Here is a 20,965-nt window from a genome sequence, read left to right as displayed (position 1 = left end):
ATGATGCCTGTGCCTTGGAATGATGACAAGTTGTGCATGCATGCGAATCGAGCATGGTTGTCATCTGCCTGTCATATACGCATTCGTCCTGACTCGACGATTCATGCATGACTTCGCTTGCATCGCCGTTTGAGCCGGTTATCCTGTGGCCCGGTCTACGACTTTCAGACGAGGCGGCATGGTTCGGAAAGACCACGGCGAGTTGGGACGGATCGCCGGGCTTGAACGCGAGAATGCCGAATTGCGCCTGTTTCGCACGGTGTTCGACATGGCGGCCGAGGCCATCATGGTCACCGACGCGGACAACCGCATCCTGGCCGTCAACCCGGCTTTTACCGTTGTCACCGGCTTCGAGATGTCCGAAGTGGTGGGGCAGACACCCCGCTGCCTTCGCTCGGACATCCATGACCAGGCGTTCTTCGAGCATTTGTGGGCCGAGGTGGCTCGCCAGGGCCGCTGGGAAGGCGAGCTTTACAATCGCCGCAAGACCGGCGAGGTGTACCGTGCCTGGATGTCCATCGCCACCGAGCGCGACGACCATGGCCACATCCGCCGCCATGTCGGAATTTTCCGCGACGTTTCGGAGGCGCGCGACACCGCCGAGAAGCTGTGGCACCAGACCAATTTCGACCCGCTGACCCGCCTGCCCAACCGTTCCCTGTTCCTGGACCGGTTGCTTCAGGCGCTGGTTCAGGCCGGTCGCGGCAACCAGCGCGCCGCGTTGATGTTCGTCGGCTTGGACGGGTTCAAGAACATCAACGACACCTTGGGGCACACCATCGGCGACAAGGTTCTGGAAGAGGCGGCGCGGCGTTTCCAGGGAGCGTTGCGCAAAGGCGACACCTTGGCCCGATTCGGAGGCGACGAGTTTACCGCCGTGCTGACCGCCATCGACTCGGTGGACGAGGTCGAGCGGGTTGGCCGCGCCTTGCTGGAATGTCTGGCCGAACCGTTCCTGGTCGAGGCACACCAGATTCTTATTTCCTGTTCGATCGGCATCAGCCTGTGGCCAGGTGACGGCGAGGACGTCGAGGCGCTGATGCGCAATTCCACCAGCGCGCTCGGCAAGGCCAAGGAAGCGGGGCGCAACACCTTCCGTTTCTTTACGCCGAGCATGGACGCCCGTGCCCAGGCCCGGTCGCGTCTGGCCAGCGAGTTGTCGGATTCCCTGGAACACGACGAGTTCACTTTGGTTTACCAGCCGGTGATCGACGTGCCCACGCGGCGGACCGCCGGCGCCGAGGCGTTGTTGCGGTGGAACAACCGTTATCTCGGGGCGATCAGCCCCGAACAATTCGTGCCCTTGGCCGAAGAGATGGGCCTGATCCTGCCTATCGGCGACTGGTTGTTGACCGCCGCCTGCCGCGAGGCCGCGAGTTGGCTGCCGTTGGTTTCCGATCCCTTGCGTATCGCCATCAACGTCTCGCCGCGTCAGGTTCAGCAAGGCGACATCGCCGGCGCCTTGGAATGTGCCCTTCAGGCAACCGGCCTGCCGCCCGAACTGGTGACGATCGAAATCACCGAAAGCCTGTTGCTGGCCTCGGGCGAAGAGGTGTTGCGCAAGATCAGGCGTATTCGCGACCTGGGGGCGAAGATCGCGATGGACGATTTCGGCACCGGATACGCGTCCCTGTCCTATCTCAAGCATTTCCCGGTGGACATCCTCAAGATCGACCGCTCGTTCGTGGCCGGCGCCCTTGCGGGGGGCGAAGACGCCCGCCTGATCGAGGCGATCATCGCCCTTGGCCATTCATTGGGCATGAAAATCGTCGGAGAAGGGGTGGAGACGGACGAACAGATGAATTTTCTGGCGGAACGAAAGTGCGATTTGATCCAGGGCTATCGTTTCAGCCCCCCCCTGGTCTCGGAGCGCTTCCGTGATTTCGTAACTCGAAGTTGATATTGTGCGGTGCACAGATAAATGTTCGTGCCATTTATTTGTATTCTCCGACTTTTGGGTAATCCGCTGATTAAAACCAAAGTGGTACGCTAGCTCTCTTAGGGACGTGTACTTAAGGGAGGAGGCCATGCGCAGCTTCGGAATCGCCGCCAAGATTTATCTCATCGTCGCCTTGATGGCGGCCGTTTCCGGGACGGTGGGGCTGATTGGCCTCGGGGTGCTCGGCACCTTCATGAGCCGGGCCGAAGAGATGCGCGACGCCGCCGCCCGCGCCTTGCTGGGCGAGGAAGTCAACGCCCTGGTCCTGGCGGTGGTGATGGATTCTCGTGGCGTCTACATGGGAACGAATGCTGCCGACGTCGAGAAATTCGGCAAGCCCCTGTTGGCCAATCTGACGCGGATCGAGGAAAAGCTGCGGCAATGGGAGCCGCTGATCCTGCCGGAACAGCGTGAGGATTTCGCCAATCTGACGGCGGCGGCGAACCATTTCGTCCAGTTCCGCCGCGAGACCGTGCGCATCGGCCGCGAGGAAGGTCCCGCCGCAGCCCGCGAATATGGCGACAACGACGCCAACCGCAAAAGCCGTCAGTCCCTCAACGTGTCGATTGATCGTTTCGCCAAGGCCAATGCCGCCGACATCGAGACGCATACCGCCGGTCTGGCAACCACCTACACCTGGGCGCGGACGTTGAACCTGTCGGTGCTGGTGGGGGGCATCGCCTTGGGTGTCCTGGTATCGTGGCTGATCGCCACCCGCGGCATCGCCCATCCGTTGCGGTGCATCACCGGTGTCATGGACCGGTTGCGGGCCCGTGAACTGACGGTGGAAATCTCCAATACCGAGCGCGGCGACGAAATCGGCGCCATGGCGCGCGCCGTTGCCGTGTTCCGCGACAGCATGGTCCAGGGCGAGCAACTGGCCGCCCGCGAAGCCGAAGCGCAAAAGGCGCGTGAACGGCGTGCCATCGCCATCGAAGAAATGACCCGTGAGTTCGACGCTCAGGTATCGGACGTGGTGGCGGCGCTGACCGGTGCCGCGACATCCCTGTCGGGCACCGCGCGGGCTTTGACCGGTACCGCCGGCCGCGCCCAGGAACAGGCCGCGTCGGTGGCTGCGGCCGCTCAGGAGGCGTCGACCAACGTGCAGACGGTGGCGTCGGCCACCGAGGAATTGTCGTCCTCGATTTCCGAGATCGCCCGTCGTACGGCCGACGCCTCGGGTGTGGCGCGTGCCGCCGCCGACGAGGGTGAACGGGCCAACCTCAAGGTCCGCAGCCTGGCCGAGGCGGCCCAGCGGATCGGCGAGGTGGTCGGGCTGATCAACGATATCGCCAGCCAGACTAATCTGTTGGCCCTGAACGCCACCATCGAGGCGGCCCGCGCCGGCGAGGCCGGAAAGGGCTTCGCCGTGGTGGCCGGCGAGGTCAAGAACCTTGCCAATCAGACGGCCCGCGCCACCGAGGACATCGCCGTCCAGGTGACCGCCGTCCAGGAATCCACCCGCGAGGCGGTCGCGGTGATCGGCAGCATTACCGGCACCATCGGCCAGATCAACGAGATTTCCACCACCATCGCCAGCGCCGTCGAGGAACAAGGCGCGGCGACCTCGGAAATCGCCAGCAACGTCAACCAGGCGGCGATGGGTGTCCAGTCGGTGACGGCCACCATCGTCGAGGTCGAGGAAGCCGCGGTGGAAACCGATTCCGCCGCCGACGCGGTGTTGCAGGCGGCCGAGCAACTGGCGACCCGGACCAGCGACTTGCATCACATCGTCCAGAATTTCCTGGGACGGGTGAAGGCCGCCTGAACGGATGCTATCATCGGGTGTTTCAACGAGGATGCCGGAGGCCCCCCCGACATGTCCGAAGTCATGCCCCCTCCACCCAACATCCCCGAAGGGCTGGAGCATTTGTTGCCGCAATTCGTCGCCGAGATGTTGAAGGACTCGGCGACGCTGTCCGGTTTGTTGGGAGGTTCCCTGGAAGAGATGGGCGAGCATGCCCACGCCATGCGGGGCAAGGCCGGGTTGTTCGGCGAGGACCATCTTTACGATCTTTTGAGCCGCCTTGAACGGATGGCCATGGATGGATGCGCGGAAGGCATGGCAGACCTTTGTGCGCAAGTGATTGAACGATCAAACCAACTTGCGGTATACGGGCAGCTTCCTGCTGCGGGGCAGTCATGAAGATCACCCAGTTTACCGACTTTTCCTTGCGTTTGCTGTTGTACCTAGCGGCCCGGCGTGAACGTGTCTGCACCGTGCGCGAGGTCGCCGATTTTTACGACATTTCCTCGGAACATCTGAAAAAGATCGTCCGGCGTCTGTCGGAACTGGGCTACCTCACCACCGTACGGGGCAAGAACGGCGGGCTTCGGCTGGCGCGTGATCCCGCCGACATCAATATCGGAACCTTGGTGCGGGAAGAGGAAAACCTGATCCTGCTGCCGTGTCTGGAAGGACCGGGCTGTTGCCCCATTCCGCACTGCAAGCTGACGGGGCTGGTGAGCGACGCGCTTTCGGCCTTTCTGGGGGTTCTGGATCGCAAGACGCTGGCCGATCTGGCCTGATCAACTGCCAAACTTCGTCACCGGCGCCCACAGCACCTGTTCCAGGCTGCCGGCGCCGCACAGCAGCATGATCAGCCGATCCAGCCCCAGCGCGATGCCGGCGCAATCGGGCATGCCGGCGGCCAGGGCCGCCAGGAAATCCTCGTCGATAGGATAGCGCTCGCCGTAAAGGGCCTGTTTCAGGTCCATGTCGGCTTGGAAGCGGCGGCGCTGTTCGGTGGCGTCGGTCAATTCGCCGAAGGCGTTGCACAATTCGACGCCGCAGCCATAGGCCTCGAAACGTTCGGCCACGCGTGGGTCGGCGGGCGACGGCCGCGCCAGTGCGGCCATGGACACCGGATAGGAATGCAGGATCACGGGCACGCCGAATCCCAGATGGGGTTCGATGCGGTCCAGCATGATCTTGAAGAAGATGTCGTCCCAGCGGTCGCCCTCCGAGACCGAGATGCCCAGCCGCCGTGCCTCGCGGGCGATCAGGTCGCGCTCGGGGTTCATGGGATCGGGAGCGGTCGCCAGGACGTCCATGTCGCAATAGTCGAAAAAGGCGTCGGCCACCGACAGCCGCCGCCAGTTAAGGAACGGGTCGCAGATGCGGCCCTGGTGCTCCATGTGGGTGGCCCCTGCGGCGCGGGCGCAGATGCGCACCAGTTCCTCGGTGTCGTCCATCAATTGCCCGAGGTCGCCGCCGGCGCGATACCATTCCAGCATGGTGAACTCGGGATGGTGGGTTGCCGAGCGTTCGCCGTTGCGGAACACGCGGGCGATCTGGTACAGCCGCTCGACCCCGGCCACCAGCAGCTTCTTCATGGTGAATTCGGGACTGGTGTGCAGGTACAGCGTGCCGGGCGCCTCTCCCCATGGGTCTTCCAGACGGGTGGCGAAGGCCTTGAGGTGCGGTTCGAGGCCGGGGCTAAGCTGAAGGCAAGGGGTCTCGACCTCGTCGAAGTCGCGTTCGGCGAAGAAACCGCGTACCGCCGTCAGCACCCGCTGGCGTTTCCTGAGGGCGTCCCGCCGGGTTGCGAAAATCTCGGGGCGCCACCACTCTTTGCCTTGGTCCATAAATCCTCTATCCAATAGCGATGTCTTCCGAACCTACACCCATCCGCCGCCGCTCGCTTCGCACCCCCGCCGAATTGGTCGAGGCCGGTCTGGCCCCGCCGGCGGCGCGTGCCGCGCTGGAACGGGTCGCCCGCAACAGCGTGATCGCCCTGACGCCCACCTTGGCCGATTTGATCGACCTGAATGATCCGGCCGATCCGGTGGCGCGCCAGTTCGTTCCCTCGGCGGCCGAGTTGGAGGTCGCGCCCGAGGAACGGGCCGATCCCATTGGCGACGCAGCCTACAGCCCGGTCAAGGGGATCGTCCACCGTTACCCGGATCGGGTGTTGCTGAAGCCGATCATGGTTTGCCCGGTCTATTGCCGCTTTTGTTTCCGGCGCGACATGGTCGGCGACGCCGACGGCACCCTGTCTTCGGCCGAGTTGGACGAAGCGTTGGCCTATGTCGCGGGCAAGCCGGGGGTGCGCGAGATCGTCGTTACCGGCGGCGACCCGCTGATGCTGCCGCCCAACCGTCTGGCCGAGTTGGTCGAGCGTGTCGAACGCATCGGTCATGTGGAGGTGCTGCGCTTCCATTCGCGCATCCCGGTGGCCGATCCCGAGCGCGTTACCCCGGTACTGGCGGGGGCGTTGCGGCCGTCGTCCGATTCGGATCTGGCGGTGTGGGTGTCGGTGCACGTCAACCACGCCCGCGAATTGTCGCCGGTTGCCCGCCGGGGGTTGCGCCGTCTGGCCGATGCTGGCATTCCGCTGGTGTCGCAGACGGTGTTGCTGAAAGGCGTCAACGACAGCGCCGAGACGCTGGAGGAACTGTTCCGGGCCCTGGTTCGCAACCGGGTGCGGCCCTATTACCTGCACCATCCCGATCTGGCGCGGGGAACCGGACATTTCCGCCTGAGTATCGCCGAAGGTCAGGCGATCATGCGGCAATTGCGGGGGCGTCTGACCGGCATCGCCCAGCCGACCTATGTCCTCGACATTCCCGGCGGGGCCGGCAAGGTGCCGCTGATGCCGGAATTCTGGGACGAGGAAAGGGGGGAGGTGACCGACTGGCGGGGCCGCAGGCACCCCTATCCCCCGCGATGATCAGCTTTGTTCGGCGCTGCAACTGGCGCTTGGCGGCTTGGCCGGAAGGTTGTTGAGGCTGGCGACGAACGGCCACCATGGGCTGGCCGGCAGCTTGCAGTCGAAGAACGCCCGCTCAAGGACCTTGTTTTCCTTGGTTCGCGGCAGCAATTGCCGGAGAAGGGTCCGGGCCGCCTTCATGCGCCCGGCATAGATCATGTCGAGCGTGTCCTTGAAGATGGCGCCGGCCGTTTCCTCGGCGCTGTTGGGTTGGCGGCGTTCCTGCATCTGATAGAGCATGATGCCGGCCCGCATCAACTTGGCCGAGGGGACGTATTGCTGGCCATCCCAGTGCAGGATGACGCGCGGAACCGGGGTAAAGGCGAAACCATGCGGCCATCCGGCGAAGCTCCAGTCCGGCAGGCCGATCTCCAGCGCCGGGTCGTCGTCGAACTGGTTGAAGATGTCGATGTCGCTGCGTCCCAGGTCGAAGGACTGGATCAGGTGGGGGGGTTCCCCCAACTCCACCAGATGGACCCTGTAGCAGCACCCTTCCTCGCCTGACCAGGTGGTCAGCACCAGTTGCGGCGTGTCGCCGCCGGTGACGTTGAGGCCGGCCGGTTCGCGGACCCGCATGGCGCGGGAATCGATGACCACCGGTTCGGCGCCATCCCGTCGGATGGTGGCGCGCTCGCTGCCGTCGGCCTGCTTGTCGATGCTGACCTTGGTGCCGGCGAAGTCCCACCATCGCCCTTCGTCGCTCAGGCCGGGAACGGGCCAACTGGCGACAAGGCAGGCCGTGACGATCAGCAAACGTCGCATGGTCTGTTTTCCCCCTCCTTCGGCCATCCGTCCATTCCCCCATTACGAAGGAGCCCCCAATACAAAGGGATTGTACGTGGCCGTGCTTTGTGGGGAAAGGCCGGCGAGGCCAAAAAACCGACGAAAGTCGCAGGTTCTGGCAGGCAGCGTGCGCGTCTGGTGCGCGTGGGTTGCCTTATGACGGCCAACCTGCTAGGTTCCGCGCCAATTTCCCGCAAGCCCGTCGAGATTTCATCACATGAAGATCAACGCCAACCTGATTCGTGTCGGCAACATCATCGAGCACAACAGCCGCCAGTGGGCCGTGCTCAAGACCGCTATCGTCCAGCCGGGCAAGGGCGGCGCCTTCATCACCGTCGAAATGCGCGACATCCGCACCGGCACCAAGACCAACGAGCGCTGGCGCACCGCCGACACCGTGGAAAAGTGCAACGTCGAGGAAAAGGACTGCACCTTCCTGTTCGTCGACGGCGAGCACCTGACCTTCATGGATCAGGAATCGTTCGAACAGTTCACCGTGCCGACCGAGGTTCTGGGCGAAGCCGCCGCCTTCCTGCAAGACGGCATGCAGGTCGCCGTGGATTTCATCGAAGGGTCGCCGGTGTCGGTCTCCTTGCCGGAAAAGGTGGTCATGCTGGTGGTCGAGGCCGACCCGGTGGTCAAGGGCCAGACCGCGTCGTCGTCGTACAAGCCGGCCAAGCTTGAGAACGGTCTCAAGATCCTGGTGCCGCCGTTCATCGCCGAGGGCGAAAAGATCGTCGTCAACACCGGCGACTGTTCCTACGTCGAGCGCGCCAAGTAAGCGATTTTGTGGTGAAATGGCCGCTCCTTGGGCATTGTTCCAAGGAGCGGCTTCGTATTTTTCAGGTTCCAAGGAGTTTCCGCCGTGATCGTCCGTTCCGCCATTCTCAACGTGATGATGGGCGCCGCCCGCAAGGCAGGCCGCGGTATGGTGCGCGACTTCGGCGAGGTCGAGAAGTTGCAGGTGTCCATGAAGGGCACGGCTGATTTCGTCACCTCGGCCGATCTTCAGGCGGAGAAGGTGCTGCGCCAGGAATTGAAGAAGGCGCGGCCCGGTTTCGGCTTTCTGCTCGAGGAAGGCGGCGAGGTGGCCGGCGATGACAAGAGCCATCGCTGGATCGTCGACCCCATCGATGGCACCACCAACTTCATCCACGGCATTCCCCATTTCGCCATTTCCATCGGTCTGGAACGCGACGGCGAACTGGTCGCTGGCGTGGTGTACGAACCCATTTCCGATTCCATGTTCCATGGCGAGAAGGGGGGCGGCGCCTATCTGAACGACTGGCGTTTGCGCGTCTCCGCGCGCCGCAAGATGGAAGAGGCGGTGCTGACCACCGGCATTCCCCATCGTGGACGTCCCGGCCGTGACGAGTTCATGAAGGAATTGGAGGTGGCGATGGATTCCTGTGCCGGTCTGCGCCGTTTCGGGTCCGCGTCGCTGGATCTGGCCTATGTGGCGGCGGGCCGTTGCGACGGTTATTGGGAACGCGGGCTCAAGCCGTGGGACATCGCCGCCGGTATCGTCCTGGTGCGCGAGGCCGGAGGCTATGTCACCGACATGGACGGCAAGCCCGACGTGCTGGCGACCTGCGACGTGGTGGCCGCCAACGACCATCTTCAGTCCAAGCTGGTGTCGCTGCTCAAGAAGGCACGGGGTGGGGCGGGCTGATCCGCTGCTGACTTCTGAATGATTCCAATGATGCGGGCGGAACCTCATGTTCCGCCCGCAGGTTCTTTGGGACCTCGATTTTGCTTTTTCTTGCCCGTTTCCGTGACATCCTGGCAACGCCTGTGGCGTTTTCGGCAACATGCTGTTGTAGCGGAGTCAGCCATCGGTTAGTCTTGCCGCCAGTTGTCTTTTGAGCGGGGGGTGCCGTCCCATGAAGCGGTCGAGTTGGCGAGTTCTGGCCTATGGTGCGGTGATGACCGCTGTGGCGCTGCCGGCGTCGGCCCAGGTGGTGATCGGCGGCAACAGCCGCCCCAGTGTCGAGGTTAATTGGTCGGTGCTCGACAGCCTGGGGCATCAACCTACTTTGGCGGATATGCTGAAGGCGGACGGTGTCGCGCCGTCGCAGCCGCAGGTGGCGCCGCGTTCCTCCGCCAGCCAGGGCGTGCAGTACCGGCCTTACAAGGCTGGTGCCCAGCCTTATGCCAAGACGCCCAAAACCGTCAAGTCGGCCAAGGCCGCGCCCAAGCCGGCCAAGAAGTCTTCGGTGGTGCCGGCGTCGGCCTCGGCCGACAGCATGGCCGATTTGGTCCAGTCGTCCCAGGAGGCCAAGCCGGCGGCTCAACCGCCGGCCAAGCCCCAGATGAGCGAGCCGGCCGTGACGGGGCCGCAGGTGTCGTTGCCCGAATTGCCCAAGGCCGCGCCGGTTGTCGAGGCCAAGGCCGAAGTGCCCAAGGTTGAGGCGTCCAAGGTTGCCGCTCCCAAGGCTGAGCCGCCGAAGGTGGAGTTGGCGAAGGTCGAAGCTCCGAAAATAGAGATTCCGAAGGTCGAGGCCCCCAAGGTCGAACTTCCCAAGGCGGAAGTGGCGGCGCTGCCTCCGATGGCGTTGACGCCCCCACCCTTGCCGGCGGCCAAGACCGAGGTGGTTGCGGCGGTCGAACAAAAGGCCCAGGAAGTTGCGGCGCTGCCGCCCGCCGCGCCGGTTTCGGCCCCGTCGGCGTTTCGTGGCGACACCTTGACGGTGCCGTTCTCGGTCGAGAGCGCGCGTCTGTCCGACGCTTCGCGCGGCGAGTTGGACCTCTTGGCCAAGCGCATGCTCAAGGATGAAGGCCTGGGCTTGCAGTTGATGGCCTATGCCGACGGCGACGACGCCAGCGCGTCCAAGGCCCGCCGGCTGTCGTTGTCGCGTGCGCTTGAGGTCCGCAAGTACCTGATGGACAAGGGCCTGCGCTCCACCCGGATCGAGGTGCGGGCGCTGGGCAACAAGTTCGAGGGCAGCGGTTCCCCGGATCGTGTGGACGCGGTGCTGGTCAACCGCTGATCCCAAGGACAGGTTACGGAAAACCCCGCTCGGTTCGAGCGGGGTTTTTCTTTTGGTTTATCCCGGATTGGCGAGGAAGGGGCGCCTTCCAATTCCGGCTCCCCACTTCGCCTGGCGGTGTTCCACATAAAAAGGGCCGCCGGGGGTAAGCCGGCGGCCAAGTTTATTCTTCGAAGAATGTTGGAACGTGCGACCCTTAGTGGGAGGCAGCACCTTCGGCACCCAGACCGGTCTCGGACCGGATGGCCTGGGCGGGGTAGGCAGCCCGTTCAGCCTGGGCGCGCGGCGAGTTGTCGAGCGCCGAGAACAGCCAGCAACCGATGAAGGCGGCGGGCATGGTGAACAGGGTCGGGTACACGAACGGGAAGATGGGGTCGGCGAAACCGAAGCTCTGGACCCACACCACCTTGGACAGGATCACGCAGCCCACCGAGCCGATCAGGCCGATGTAACCGCCGATGACGGCGCCGCGGGTGGTCAGGTTCTTCGAGAACATCGCCATCACCAGCACCGGGAAGGTGGCCGAGGCGGCGATGGAGAAGGTCAGAGCCACGATGAACGCGACGTTTTGCCTTTCGAAGATGATGCCCAGGATCACGGCGATGACGCCGAGGCCCAGAGAGGCCATCTTGGAGACGCGGACTTCCGAAGCCTCGGTGGTGCGCCCACGGGCGAACACGTTGGCATAGAGGTCATGCGAGATGGCCGAGGCGCCAGCCAGGGTCAGACCCGACACCACCGCCAGGATGGTGGCGAAGGCGACCGCCGAGATGAAGCCCAGGAACATGTCGCCGCCGATGGCGTGCGCCAGCCAGATGGCGGGCATGTTGCCGCCGCCCTTGAGCGCCAGACCACCCTTGGCCGCGTCGATGTACTGGGGATCGGTGGCCACCAGGGTGATGGCGCCGAAGCCGATGATGAAGGTCAGGATGTAGAAGTAGCCGATGAAGCCGGTGGCGTAGAAGACCGACTTGCGGGCTTCCTTGGCGTTCGGCACGGTGAAGAAGCGCATCAGGATGTGCGGCAGGCCGGCGGTGCCGAACATCAGGGTCAGGCCCAGCGAGATGGCGTCGACTGGATTGGTCACCAGCGAACCGGGGGCCATGATGGCGCCGTGCTTGGGATGGACCTCGACCGCCTTGGTGAACAGGGCCTCGAACGAGAAGCCGAAGTGGCTCATCACACCCAGCGCGATGAAGGTCGCGCCGCCCAGCAGAAGGCAGGCCTTGATGATCTGGACCCAGGTGGTGGCGGTCATGCCGCCGAAGGTCACGTAGATCATCATCAGCGCGCCGACCACGACGACCGCGATCATATAGTCCAGGCCGAACAGCAGCTTGATGAGCTGGCCGGCGCCGACCATCTGGCCGATCAGGTAGAAGATCACGACGATCAGGGCGCCGGTGGCCGCGAAGATGCGGACCGGGCCTTGGGCAAGGCGATAGGATGCCACGTCGGCGAAGGTGAACTTGCCGAGGTTGCGCAGGCGTTCGGCGATCAGGAACAGGATGATCGGCCAACCGACCAGCCAGCCCACCGAGAAGATCAGGCCGTCAAAGCCCGATCCGTACACCAGGGCGGAAATACCCAGGAACGACGCGGCCGACATGTAGTCGCCGGCGATGGCCAGACCGTTCTGGAAACCGGTGATGCCGCCACCGGCGGCGTAGAAGTCAGCCGCGGTCTTGTTCTTGCGCGCGGCCCAATAGGTGATGCCCAGGGTGATGCCGACGAAAATGACGAACATCACGATGGCATGCCAGTTGGTGGCTTGCTTTTCGGCCGCGCCCATGTCGGCGCCGGCCGCAAGGGCGGTGGTGGTGGCGGCCATCAGCCCGCCGGCGGCGAGCGTAGCGGCCGCGAATGCGGTCTTCAGCATCTTCATCAGCGGGATTCCTCGATGATCTGGCGGTTGAGTTCGTCGAATTCACCGTTGGCGCGACGGACGTAAATGCCGGTCAGCACGATGGCCGACAGGATGACCGCGACGCCGATGGGGAAACCGATGGTGGTGGTGCCGCCGGACAGCGAGGTCCCGAGGAAAGCCTTGCCATAGGCGATCAGGAGGATGAAGCCGAAATAGATGATCAGCATGATGGCCGTCAACGTCCAGGCGAAGGACGTGCGCTTCGTGACAAGCTCGTGGAACTTTGGGTTGTTCCTGATGTGGTCATGCATCGCTTGATTGTGAGGTGCTTGTGACAATTGACCCTCCACTATCTGAGCCGTCCTGCGTTCGCGGACGGCTTCGTTGTTTTCTGTCGCCGATCTTGGTGTCGGCTCGATTGGCGCTCCAAGTGGTAGGACCGATTGACCTATGCGTTTGCAGCATAGCCCCTCGGCATACCTGAGGCTTCCCATGTCATTAACACCAGTCTATCTTGCCGTCAACTCCATACCATTGTGTCTTGAGATTGGTTGTTGGGCTGTGATTCTGCCTGCGAAGGCATTTTGCAGTGCAATGCGAAAGAATGATTGCGGTCTTTTTTCAGTCTCTCTGATATCTTTCCCGTGAGTTTCCTCAATAAGCCTTCCTGTTCAGGATCCGGGACTGTCCATTGTCGCTGAATGACAGAAATATCCGCCCAAATGTGTTCTCAAGCGACACTTTTGGAAAAATACGTTTGCGCTTGCAATGACCTGTTCTGCAATATCGTCCCGGTTGCGAACATCCCACCAGCCTCTATGGTGATCTCTCCATGAACGACGTCGCCGCCTTGGCCCGCATCGACAGTTTTCCCTACCAGCATCGCTTGCACGAGGTGATGAGTACGCCGGTTCTGACCGCATCCGGCGGCCTGTCGCTCAAGGATGCGGTCGACCGCATGTACGAGGCGCGGGTCTCTTCGATCGTCGGTGTCGACGAAATGGGCCGGGCGATCGGCATCCTGACCGAGCGCGATCTGTTGCGGATCTTGTCCACTGAGGGCGCGCGTGGTCTTGACACCACCCTTGGTCAGGTGATGAGCCGGCCGGTGGCGGCGGTGGACGGTGATGCCTTCGTCTATGTGGCGTTGGGCAAGATGAACCGCATGGGCCTGCGTCATCTGGTGGTGGTGGATGCCGACAGCCGTCCCATCGGCATGGTGACCGGTCGTGCCCTTTTGAAGGTTCGCGCCAACGACGCCCTGGCCTTGGGTGATTCGGTGCACGAGGCGCGGGGGGCGGAAGACATGGCCGCCGCCATGGCGGCGTTGCCGAAACTGGCGCGCGGCCTGTTGGTCGAGGGGGTGTCGGCGCGCAATATCGCGTCGGTCATCGCCCTGGTCATCCGCGACCTGACCGCACGCGCCACCGAACTGGCCGAAGCTTCCATGGCCGAGGATGGCTGGGGTGCCGCGCCGGCACCGTATGCCATGCTGGTCCTGGGATCGGCCGGACGCGGTGAAAGCCTGCTGGTGTTCGACCAGGATAACGCCATCGTCCATCGCGGCGGGCCGGCCGACGACGTGTGGTTCGCCGAACTGGGCAAGCGTGTCAACCAGATGCTGAACGACGCCGGCATTCCGTTCTGCGACGGCGGCGTGATGGCGCGTGAGAGCAAGTGGCGCAAGAACCTGGACGAGTGGAAGGACGAGGTCCATCACTGGGTTTATTCGGTCGAGAACCAGACCGTCATGTATTGCGACATCTTCTTCGATTTCCAGCCGGTGTGGGGTGACCGTGCCCTGGCCGAGGAACTGCGGGCCTATGCGGTGGAAAAGGCGTCGCAATCGGCGTTCTTCATGCAATATCTGGCCCAGCACGTGGCCAAGATGGAGGTGTCGCTGGGGTTCTTCGGCGAGTTCGTCACCAAGCAGGGGCGGCTGAACGCCAAGAAATTCGGTTTGTTGCCGCTGGTGTCGGCGGCGCGGTTCCGGGCCATCCGTGCCTTGGTCATGCAGACCGGCACCGACGAACGTTACACCGCGCTGAAAGAGCGCGAGATGCTGCACGAGGACGACTGGCGCGATTTCCTGGAAATCCGCGAGGTGGTCATGCGCATGATGCTCGACCAGCAATTGGCCGATCTGGCCGCCGGCCTCAAGCCATCGGCCAACATCGACCCCAAGCGTTTCGGCAAGCAGATGCGTAACCGTCTGCGGTGGGCGTTCAAACGTCTGCGGACCTTGAAATACATTTGTGGGGTGGCGGGGTAAGGGCGGACTTTACCGTCCCGCAGCGGCGCAGGGCCATATTGCATGGCCCCATGCGATTTGTCGGGTGGTGAAGGTAGGGTGCGGGGCGTAGGATTCTTGCATCTACAAACTTCTTGGACTCGCGACAATGCGTACCAAGCCCATGTTCCGCCGTCTGATGGCGGCGTTGCCGCACGAGGGCGAGCGGCGGTTTCAGGCTGACGGCGTTTCCCTGCAAATCACCCGGCATGACACTCCCTTCACCATCATTTCCGTGCTGGTGAAAGACAACGGCCACAACGCCTGGGTGACCGTGGAATCGGATGCCGGCGACATCACCTTGCATCATCCGCGCAACGTCGATCTGGTGGACAAGGCGTTGGACAAGTTCCTCTGATCTGTCTGTTGTCAGACTCACGAAAAAAGCCCGAGGTCGCAACCCCGGGCTTTTTCGTTGCCGGTTCTCAGGGGGCGGCGGTCTTGATGGATTTCTGCAACTTCTCGAAGGCGCGGACCTCGATCTGGCGGACCCGTTCGCGGCTGATGCCGTAATGTTGCGAAAGGTCCTCCAGCGTCACCGGATTTTCCTGAAGGCGGCGTTGGGTCAGGATGTCGCGCTCGCGTTCGTTCAATTGCTTGAGTGCCGACGTCAGAAGGTTGCGGCGACGCCCAAGTTCCTGGCGTTCGGCCAGTTCCGTCTCCTGATCGACGCGTTCGTCCACCAGCCAATCCTGCCATTCCCCTTCGCCGTCGGCGCGCACGGGGGCATTCAGGCTGTGGTCGGGGCTGGCGAGACGGCGGTTCATGTTGACCACCTCCTCCTCGCTGACGTCCAGTCGCTCAGCGATGGCGCGCACCGTCTCGGGGGGAAGGTCGCCGTCCTCGATGGCCTGCATCTGGCCCTTCAGCTTGCGCAGGTTGAAGAACAGTTTTTTCTGGGCGGCGGTAGTGCCCATCTTCACCAAAGACCACGAATGCAGGATGTATTCCTGGATCGAGGCGCGAATCCACCACATGGCATAGGTCGCCAGGCGGAAACCCTTTTCCGGGTCGAAGCGTCGCACCGCCTGGACCATGCCGACGTTTCCCTCGGAAATCAGCTCGCCCAGCGGCAGGCCGTAGCCGCGATAGCCCATGGCGATCTTGGCCACCAGCCTAAGATGGCTGTTGACCAGACGGTTGGCGGCGCTGGCGTCGTCATGGTCGCGATAACGCTTGGCCAGCATGTACTCTTCTTCCGGCGCCAGCATGGGAAAGCGGCGAATTTCCTGAAGATAACGCGTCAGGTTGCCCTCGGGAGCCAGGGACAAGGTGGGAGATATGGCCGTCATCTCGCGGTCTCCTCTTCTCGGCGCGGGCGGCGAAGGGGGGGGAGCCTTCCCGCGCATGGGGCGAACCGAGCCGGGCTCGCCCTTGTGATTCACTATCACATCAGAACCAAGAAGAGAATGCCATACTGCATAGCTCGGGTATATTAAATTTTATACACCATCTAATTCAAAAATTAAGTTACTGAAATCGCTTGTGACGTCGCTCTCAAACTTTAGTCTCTCCCCACTGACCGGATGGATAAACCCTAAAAGATAGGCATGAAGCGCTTGGCGTGGAAAGGTAGCCAGGGCGGAGCGGGCGGATTCTGGTAGGGCCTTGAGTTTGGCACTGCGTGAGCGGCCATAGAGCGGATCGCCGACCAGCGGATGGCCGATCGACGTCATGTGGACGCGGATCTGGTGGGTGCGGCCGGTGGACAACCGGCATTCCACCAGGCTGACCACGCCGCCGGCCAATGGCCGGATGACGCGGTAATGTGTGTGGGCGTGCTTACCGCCATGGCTGACCACGGCCATTTTCTTGCGGTCCTGGGGGGACCGGCCGATGGCACCTTCGATGTCGCCATTGGGGGGGGTGGGCAGTCCCCAGACCAGCGCCTTGTACGCCCGCTCCAGCGAATGGGCGGCGAATTGTTCGGACAGACCATGGTGGGCGCGATCGTTCTTGGCCACCACCAACAGGCCGCTGGTATCCTTGTCGATACGGTGCACGATGCCGGGACGGCGGACGCCGCCGATCCCCGACAGCGACTGGCCGCAATGGGCCAGCAGCGCGTTGACCAGGGTCTGGTCGGGGCTGCCGGGGGCGGGGTGGACGACCATGCCGGCGGGCTTGTCGATGACGATCAGGTCGTCATCCTCGTACACCACCGTCAGCGCGATGGGCTGTGCCTCGGGCTCGGCGGGGGCGTCTGGGGGGACGGCGACGGTGAAGTCCTGGCCGGCTTTGACCTTGGCCGAGGCGTCGGCTATGGTCGCTCCGGCCGAGGTGACGAGGCCTTGTTCGATCAATGCCTTGACGCGGGTGCGCGACAGCTCGGGCAACCGGGCCGACAGCCACTTGTCCAGGCGTTGTCCCACTTCTTCCGCGGTGGCGGGGGTGGGGGTCAACAAGGTGGTTTGTGCGGACATCGGTTTTCTTTTCGTGAATTGGCGTGCGGGGATTGAAGTGCAAGGCATCAAGGCGATCAAGGCTCTGGTTGCGTTCATGGGCGTTCTTTTGGTGGCCGGCCTGGCTGTGCTGGGCTGGGGATTGTCCAACACCGCTGGCAAGGTGGGGAAACCCCGCCCGGCGGCGACGGTTTCCGACGCCAGCGATTTCGGCGCGGTCGTCGTGCCGGTGCCCGCCGGAAGCCGGATCGAACAGACCCTGGTGGCGGGCGAGCGCGTGGTGGTCCGCCTGTCGGGCGGCGGCGACCGCCTGTTGGTGCTGGATCCGGCGACGGGACGGGTGGCGGGGTCTTTCGTCCTCACTCCCGAGGCTCCGGCCGGACGCTGAGGAGCGCGCCATGATCTTGCAGACCGACGCGGCTTTTCTCAAGGTGATGGTCGACGCCGCCGAGGCCGCCTATCCGGCCGAGGCCTGCGGCCTGATCATTGGACGCGGCAAGGGGCAATTGGTACGTGTCACCGCCATCGTGCCGGCCCCCAACCTTCTGGCCGCCACCGGCGACCGTTTCGAGCTGGACCCGGCGGTCCGCATCAAGGTGGAGCGCGACCTGCGCGAGGCGGGGAGCAAGGACCGCATCGTCGGCCATTACCACTCTCACCCCGACGGAACAAGCGAGCCTTCGGCCGTGGACCGGGTTTCGGCGTTCGAGCCGGACATGGCCTGGGTGATCGTCGGTGTCTTGCAAGGACAGGCTATCCACGTGGCGGCGCATCGCCTTGACGAACGGCGCAATGCGTTTCGCACGGTGCCCATGCGAATCCCCAAAAAAAGTGCTTGCGCCCCGACCTGAGTTTCGGCATAAAGCGGACCTCGCGCCGAAGACGTCCCCATCGTCTAGAGGCCTAGGACACCGCCCTCTCACGGCGGCAACCGGGGTTCGAATCCCCGTGGGGACGCCAATATTCGTAAGTTGTTGATTTTCCAGCAAAAATCGCCTCGCCGTTGAACGGCATGTTGTCCGCGCTGTACAACACTGTCATGGCTGATACCGACATGCTGGACACCGATTATCTCTTCCAACCACGCGGCCAAGGCACCGGCTGGTGCTTCCGCATGATTACCCCTCATGTCCTCATCGGCAGGACCAATACCTTCAATCAGGGGAAGTGCCTGCGTGCAGTCGGCTTCGTTGCCGCCGGTCAAGATGAACCGAACCGGGTTGCCCAAGGCATCGGTCAAGGTGTGTACCTTGGTCGTCAGCCCTCCCTGGGAACGGCCAATGGCTTCCGCCTGCGCATCCCCCCTTTTGCTCCGGCACGGTGCTGGTGAGCGCGAACGATAGTCGAGTCCATCAAGACGTATTCGAAGTCGGGATCACCGGAAAGTGCCTGGAAAACCCGCTCCCAGACGCCACTCTTGGCCCAACGATTGTAGCGGGCGAACACGCTGTTCCAGTTGCCGAACATCTCCGGCAATTCGCGCCAATGCGCCCCACTTCTCGCGATCCATAAGACCGCATCGACAAACAGCCGGTTATCCTTGGCCGTGACGCCCCGATCCGTCGCTTTGCCAGGCAGGAATACCGCTATCTGCTCCCACTGATCATCCCGAAGTTCCCGTCGTGCCATCCATCGCCGGCCTCCTATCCCGGCAGGAATCTTGAATCACAACGGCAGCATTTGGGGAATCATTATTGTCAACAGAACCTAGCACATTCCCGGATCAACAAGCGGCCCTTTGTGCAGAGCGGGATGTGTCTCACGGGCTTGTGAGGGCCGGCGTGCCTATCCTCGATCCATACAGGACCGACAAGCATTCACCGGCTTTCGAGGCGCTGTGGCGAACCGCACAAACAGGCCGGACACATGACTGCACCCAACTCGGTCGCGAAAAACGTCGAATTCCCCTTGCAACGCAGGAGCCGTCCACACATGAGCGCAAACCGGTTCCGCGAGTCGGAAATTCGTGGAACCGGTATCAGCCCTTTTCCGCCAGCATCCTGGCTGCCCCCGGCGCACCGGCGACGAAGGTCTCGATCAACGCGGAAACCGCTTCCTCGACGTTGATCGGCACGGCGGTCTGGTAGACCCAGCGACGCAATCCCACGTATCCCACCGCGCCATGCAAGCCGGCGGCGGCTTCGATCTCGGCCTCGGTCGGCGGGGTGACGGTGTCCAGACCGGCTGTCGCGCGGACTTCGCACGCCAGCGGGATGAACAGGTGGTCGCGCAGGAAGGTCAGATACCGGCTAGCGATGGCGCGGTCCTTGAGACCGGCGAACATGAACAGCCGGACCCGTTCGAACGTGAAGTTCTCGAGCGTGTAAAGGCGGTAGACGTCGTGCAGTCGGGCGGCGAGCGGACGCGAACGGTCGGTCAGGACCTGTTCCCAGGCCGGATCCCAGCCGCCCTCGAACACCTCCTGGTAGACACGTTCGATCAGCGCTTCCTTGTCCGGGAAATAGCGGTAAAGCAACGGCTGGGTCACGCCCAGGCGTTGCGCCAGCGCGCGGGTCTGGCCCTCGAAGCCCACTTCGGCGAAGAAGCGGATGGCTTCATCGACGATCAGCCGCTCGCGTTCCGAGCGAGGCAGGCGGCGGCGAATCTTGTCTTGGTTGGCGCTGTTACCCATGGTTCCCGTCTTATTTTAAATCTTACTCAAGCAAGAACCCCTGTCAGCATCATTACCATGCCTTTCGTAGGGGTTCCACCCCCTTGTTGGATTCTGGATGTTCCTTTGTTGGGATGTTCAGGCGTGGCGGGCAATCAACCGGGCCAGCGCGGGTCCGGTGGCGAGCACCAGGAACAGTCGCAATGTCTGGGCCGCCAGCACCAACGGGGCGTCGGCATGGCTGCCGACCACGATGATGGCGATGGAATCGAGCCCCCCAGGAGAGGTGGCGAGATAGGCGCTGAGCGGGTCGATGTGCAGCACCAGCGTCAGCAGCCATGCCGAGGCGGCGCACAGGGCGATCAGCAGGAAGGTCGCCAGCAACAGCTTGGGAACCGCGCGCAGGGCATAAAGAAAGATGGCGCGGTTGAAGCCCAGCCCCACGGTCCAGCCCAAACCGGCATAGGCCAGTCCCATCAGCCATGGCGGCAAGACGATTTCGACCAGACCGGCGGCGTGCAGGGCGGTTCCCAGAACCATGGGGCCGATCATGGCGCCGGCCGGCACCCGCATTCTGAGCGCCAGCACCGCACCGATCGCGGCGATCGCCAGTGTCGCGATAAAGGGCAGAAATGGTGGCAAAACCCAGATGTCGGCGGCGGAGGGAGGGGGAGGCGCGGAACCGACGAACAGGCGGGTGACCGCCGAAGCGGTCAGCACCACCACCACCACCCGCAGATATTGCATGAAGGCGACCAGACGGACGTCGGCTCCGAATTCGGCGGCCAGGGCGACCATGGCCGAGGCGCCGCCCGGCGACGATCCCCAGGCGGCGGTGGTGCCGGGCAACACCTTTGCCCGCGTCAGCACCCATCCCACCGCCGCTCCGGCGGCGATGGTGGTGGATACCACCAGCAACAACATGTCCCAGCCCGCCGCCACGGTGACCAGGATGGACGGCGTGAAGGAATGGGCGATCAGACAGCCGATCAACGCCTGGGCGGCGGTGAAGCTCCAGCGCGGTGTCCGGATCGAGGTGCCGCCGACGCCGAAGGCGATGGCCGCCAGCATGGGCCCCAACAGCAAGGCGGCGGGAAACGCCGCCCATTCCAGCAGGCCGGCCAGCACCAGCGACACCATCAGCAATCCCGCCCAGTGCAGGCGCGGACGGGATGGCAGGGAAAATCCACTCATGGCCGGCAGGTTTAGCGCAAGTGGCGGATTGCCGCCACAGGGATAATTCCTAGTGCATTGAAGCATTCAGATGCTTCAATGCACCAAGCCCGAGCGGCGGTTGAGCCTGGCTTGCGCCGGAGACGCAGCCGCCAAAGGCAAACCTAGTGCTCAGACGCATTCAGATGCGTCTGAGCA

General features: G+C 63.4%; 20 protein-coding genes, 1 tRNA gene and 1 pseudogene. 13 read left to right on the top strand and 9 right to left on the bottom strand.

Translation table 11 applies throughout. The annotated features are described in order from the left end of the window. The first annotated feature begins 178 nt into the window (after window positions 1-178). From G4223_RS09340 to G4223_RS09325, 4 genes are all read left to right on the top strand, one after another. On the top strand, window positions 179-1,900 hold the full coding sequence (locus G4223_RS09340) for a putative bifunctional diguanylate cyclase/phosphodiesterase (protein WP_163678339.1): 1,722 nt from the start codon (window positions 179-181) through the stop codon (window positions 1,898-1,900). A 127-nt stretch (window positions 1,901-2,027) separates the two neighbouring features. After that, a complete protein-coding gene (locus G4223_RS19955) occupies window positions 2,028-3,707 on the top strand; it encodes a methyl-accepting chemotaxis protein (protein WP_163678337.1) in 1,680 nt (559 codons plus the stop codon). 51 nt (window positions 3,708-3,758) lie between these two features. Beyond that, window positions 3,759-4,085 (top strand): Hpt domain-containing protein, encoded by a 327-nt coding sequence (locus G4223_RS09330; RefSeq protein WP_163678335.1) that lies wholly within the window; start codon window positions 3,759-3,761, stop codon window positions 4,083-4,085. Then, on the top strand, window positions 4,082-4,468 hold the full coding sequence (locus G4223_RS09325) for an RrF2 family transcriptional regulator (protein ID WP_163678332.1): 387 nt from the start codon (window positions 4,082-4,084) through the stop codon (window positions 4,466-4,468). Before G4223_RS09330 ends, G4223_RS09325 begins: the two co-directional genes overlap by 4 nt. On the opposite strand, the gene epmA is transcribed toward G4223_RS09325, so the two are convergent. Further along, entirely contained in the window at window positions 4,469-5,527 is a 1,059-nt protein-coding gene (gene epmA / locus G4223_RS09320) for an EF-P lysine aminoacylase EpmA (RefSeq protein ID WP_163678329.1), read from the bottom strand. Between the two features lie 20 nt (window positions 5,528-5,547). On the opposite strand from epmA, the gene G4223_RS09315 reads away from it, so the two are divergent. Next, complete coding sequence (locus tag G4223_RS09315; RefSeq protein WP_205762452.1) at window positions 5,548-6,612, top strand: lysine-2,3-aminomutase-like protein; 1,065 nt, start codon at window positions 5,548-5,550, stop codon at window positions 6,610-6,612. Here G4223_RS09315 and G4223_RS09310 read toward each other — a convergent pair whose 3' ends face one another. After that, window positions 6,613-7,413 (bottom strand): hypothetical protein, encoded by an 801-nt coding sequence (locus G4223_RS09310; protein WP_163678327.1) that lies wholly within the window; start codon window positions 7,411-7,413, stop codon window positions 6,613-6,615. Between the two features lie 238 nt (window positions 7,414-7,651). Between G4223_RS09310 and efp the strand changes: the two genes are divergently transcribed. From efp to G4223_RS09295, 3 genes are all read left to right on the top strand, one after another. Further along, the gene (gene efp, locus G4223_RS09305) at window positions 7,652-8,215 is read left to right on the top strand and encodes an elongation factor P (protein WP_163678325.1); all 564 of its coding nucleotides are present in this window, start codon (window positions 7,652-7,654) and stop codon (window positions 8,213-8,215) included. Between the two features lie 84 nt (window positions 8,216-8,299). Further along, complete coding sequence (locus G4223_RS09300; protein WP_163678320.1) at window positions 8,300-9,106, top strand: inositol monophosphatase family protein; 807 nt, start codon at window positions 8,300-8,302, stop codon at window positions 9,104-9,106. Window positions 9,107-9,317: 211 nt separating this feature from the next. Next, complete coding sequence (locus G4223_RS09295) at window positions 9,318-10,424, top strand: OmpA family protein (RefSeq protein WP_163678317.1); 1,107 nt, start codon at window positions 9,318-9,320, stop codon at window positions 10,422-10,424. A gap of 196 nt (window positions 10,425-10,620) precedes the next feature. On the opposite strand, the gene G4223_RS09290 is transcribed toward G4223_RS09295, so the two are convergent. Next, window positions 10,621-12,309 carry a cation acetate symporter gene (locus G4223_RS09290; RefSeq protein WP_163678313.1) on the bottom strand — a complete coding sequence of 563 codons (1,689 nt, stop codon included), beginning with the start codon at window positions 12,307-12,309 and terminating at the stop codon, window positions 10,621-10,623. Beyond that, on the bottom strand, window positions 12,309-12,602 hold the full coding sequence (locus G4223_RS09285; RefSeq protein ID WP_163678310.1) for a DUF485 domain-containing protein: 294 nt from the start codon (window positions 12,600-12,602) through the stop codon (window positions 12,309-12,311). The genes G4223_RS09290 and G4223_RS09285 overlap by 1 nt, the downstream gene beginning before the upstream one ends. Window positions 12,603-13,123: 521 nt before the next feature. Between G4223_RS09285 and G4223_RS09280 the strand changes: the two genes are divergently transcribed. Both G4223_RS09280 and G4223_RS09275 read left to right on the top strand, forming a co-directional pair. Next, complete coding sequence (locus G4223_RS09280; RefSeq protein WP_163678306.1) at window positions 13,124-14,563, top strand: DUF294 nucleotidyltransferase-like domain-containing protein; 1,440 nt, start codon at window positions 13,124-13,126, stop codon at window positions 14,561-14,563. Between the two features lie 127 nt (window positions 14,564-14,690). Continuing rightward, window positions 14,691-14,939: a hypothetical protein gene (locus tag G4223_RS09275; protein WP_163678303.1), complete on the top strand. Its 249-nt coding sequence runs from the start codon at window positions 14,691-14,693 to the stop codon at window positions 14,937-14,939. A 67-nt stretch (window positions 14,940-15,006) separates the two neighbouring features. Here G4223_RS09275 and rpoH read toward each other — a convergent pair whose 3' ends face one another. Then, window positions 15,007-15,873 carry an RNA polymerase sigma factor RpoH gene (gene rpoH / locus G4223_RS09270; protein WP_163678300.1) on the bottom strand — a complete coding sequence of 289 codons (867 nt, stop codon included), beginning with the start codon at window positions 15,871-15,873 and terminating at the stop codon, window positions 15,007-15,009. Window positions 15,874-16,023: 150 nt separating this feature from the next. After that, complete coding sequence (locus G4223_RS09265; RefSeq protein ID WP_163678297.1) at window positions 16,024-17,004, bottom strand: RluA family pseudouridine synthase; 981 nt, start codon at window positions 17,002-17,004, stop codon at window positions 16,024-16,026. 37 nt (window positions 17,005-17,041) lie between these two features. On the opposite strand from G4223_RS09265, the gene G4223_RS09260 reads away from it, so the two are divergent. The 3 genes from G4223_RS09260 to G4223_RS09250 all read left to right on the top strand — a co-directional run bounded on the left by G4223_RS09260 (window position 17,042) and on the right by G4223_RS09250 (window position 17,943). Then, window positions 17,042-17,371, top strand: a complete 330-nt coding sequence (locus tag G4223_RS09260; RefSeq protein ID WP_163678295.1) for a hypothetical protein — start codon at window positions 17,042-17,044, stop codon at window positions 17,369-17,371. Between the two features lie 10 nt (window positions 17,372-17,381). Next, window positions 17,382-17,834: a M67 family metallopeptidase gene (locus G4223_RS09255; protein ID WP_241004050.1), complete on the top strand. Its 453-nt coding sequence runs from the start codon at window positions 17,382-17,384 to the stop codon at window positions 17,832-17,834. A gap of 33 nt (window positions 17,835-17,867) precedes the next feature. After that, window positions 17,868-17,943: transfer RNA gene (locus G4223_RS09250), tRNA-Glu, on the top strand. A 231-nt stretch (window positions 17,944-18,174) separates the two neighbouring features. Here G4223_RS09250 and G4223_RS09245 read toward each other — a convergent pair. The 3 genes and pseudogenes from G4223_RS09245 to G4223_RS09235 all read right to left on the bottom strand — a co-directional run. After that, window positions 18,175-18,612: pseudogene (locus tag G4223_RS09245) on the bottom strand (IS5 family transposase); the annotation flags it as partial. Between the two features lie 349 nt (window positions 18,613-18,961). Then, entirely contained in the window at window positions 18,962-19,615 is a 654-nt protein-coding gene (locus tag G4223_RS09240) for a TetR/AcrR family transcriptional regulator (protein WP_163678290.1), read from the bottom strand. A gap of 117 nt (window positions 19,616-19,732) precedes the next feature. Further along, entirely contained in the window at window positions 19,733-20,788 is a 1,056-nt protein-coding gene (locus G4223_RS09235) for an AbrB family transcriptional regulator (protein WP_163678288.1), read from the bottom strand. Window positions 20,789-20,965: the final 177 nt, after the last annotated feature.

The sequence above is a fragment of the Magnetospirillum aberrantis SpK genome (assembly GCF_011022235.1).
In the GTDB taxonomy this organism is placed as follows: domain Bacteria; phylum Pseudomonadota; class Alphaproteobacteria; order Rhodospirillales; family Magnetospirillaceae; genus Magnetospirillum; species Magnetospirillum aberrantis.
The sequence above is the reverse complement of the archived record's forward strand: the minus strand, read 5'-3'. Positions and strand labels throughout refer to the sequence as shown.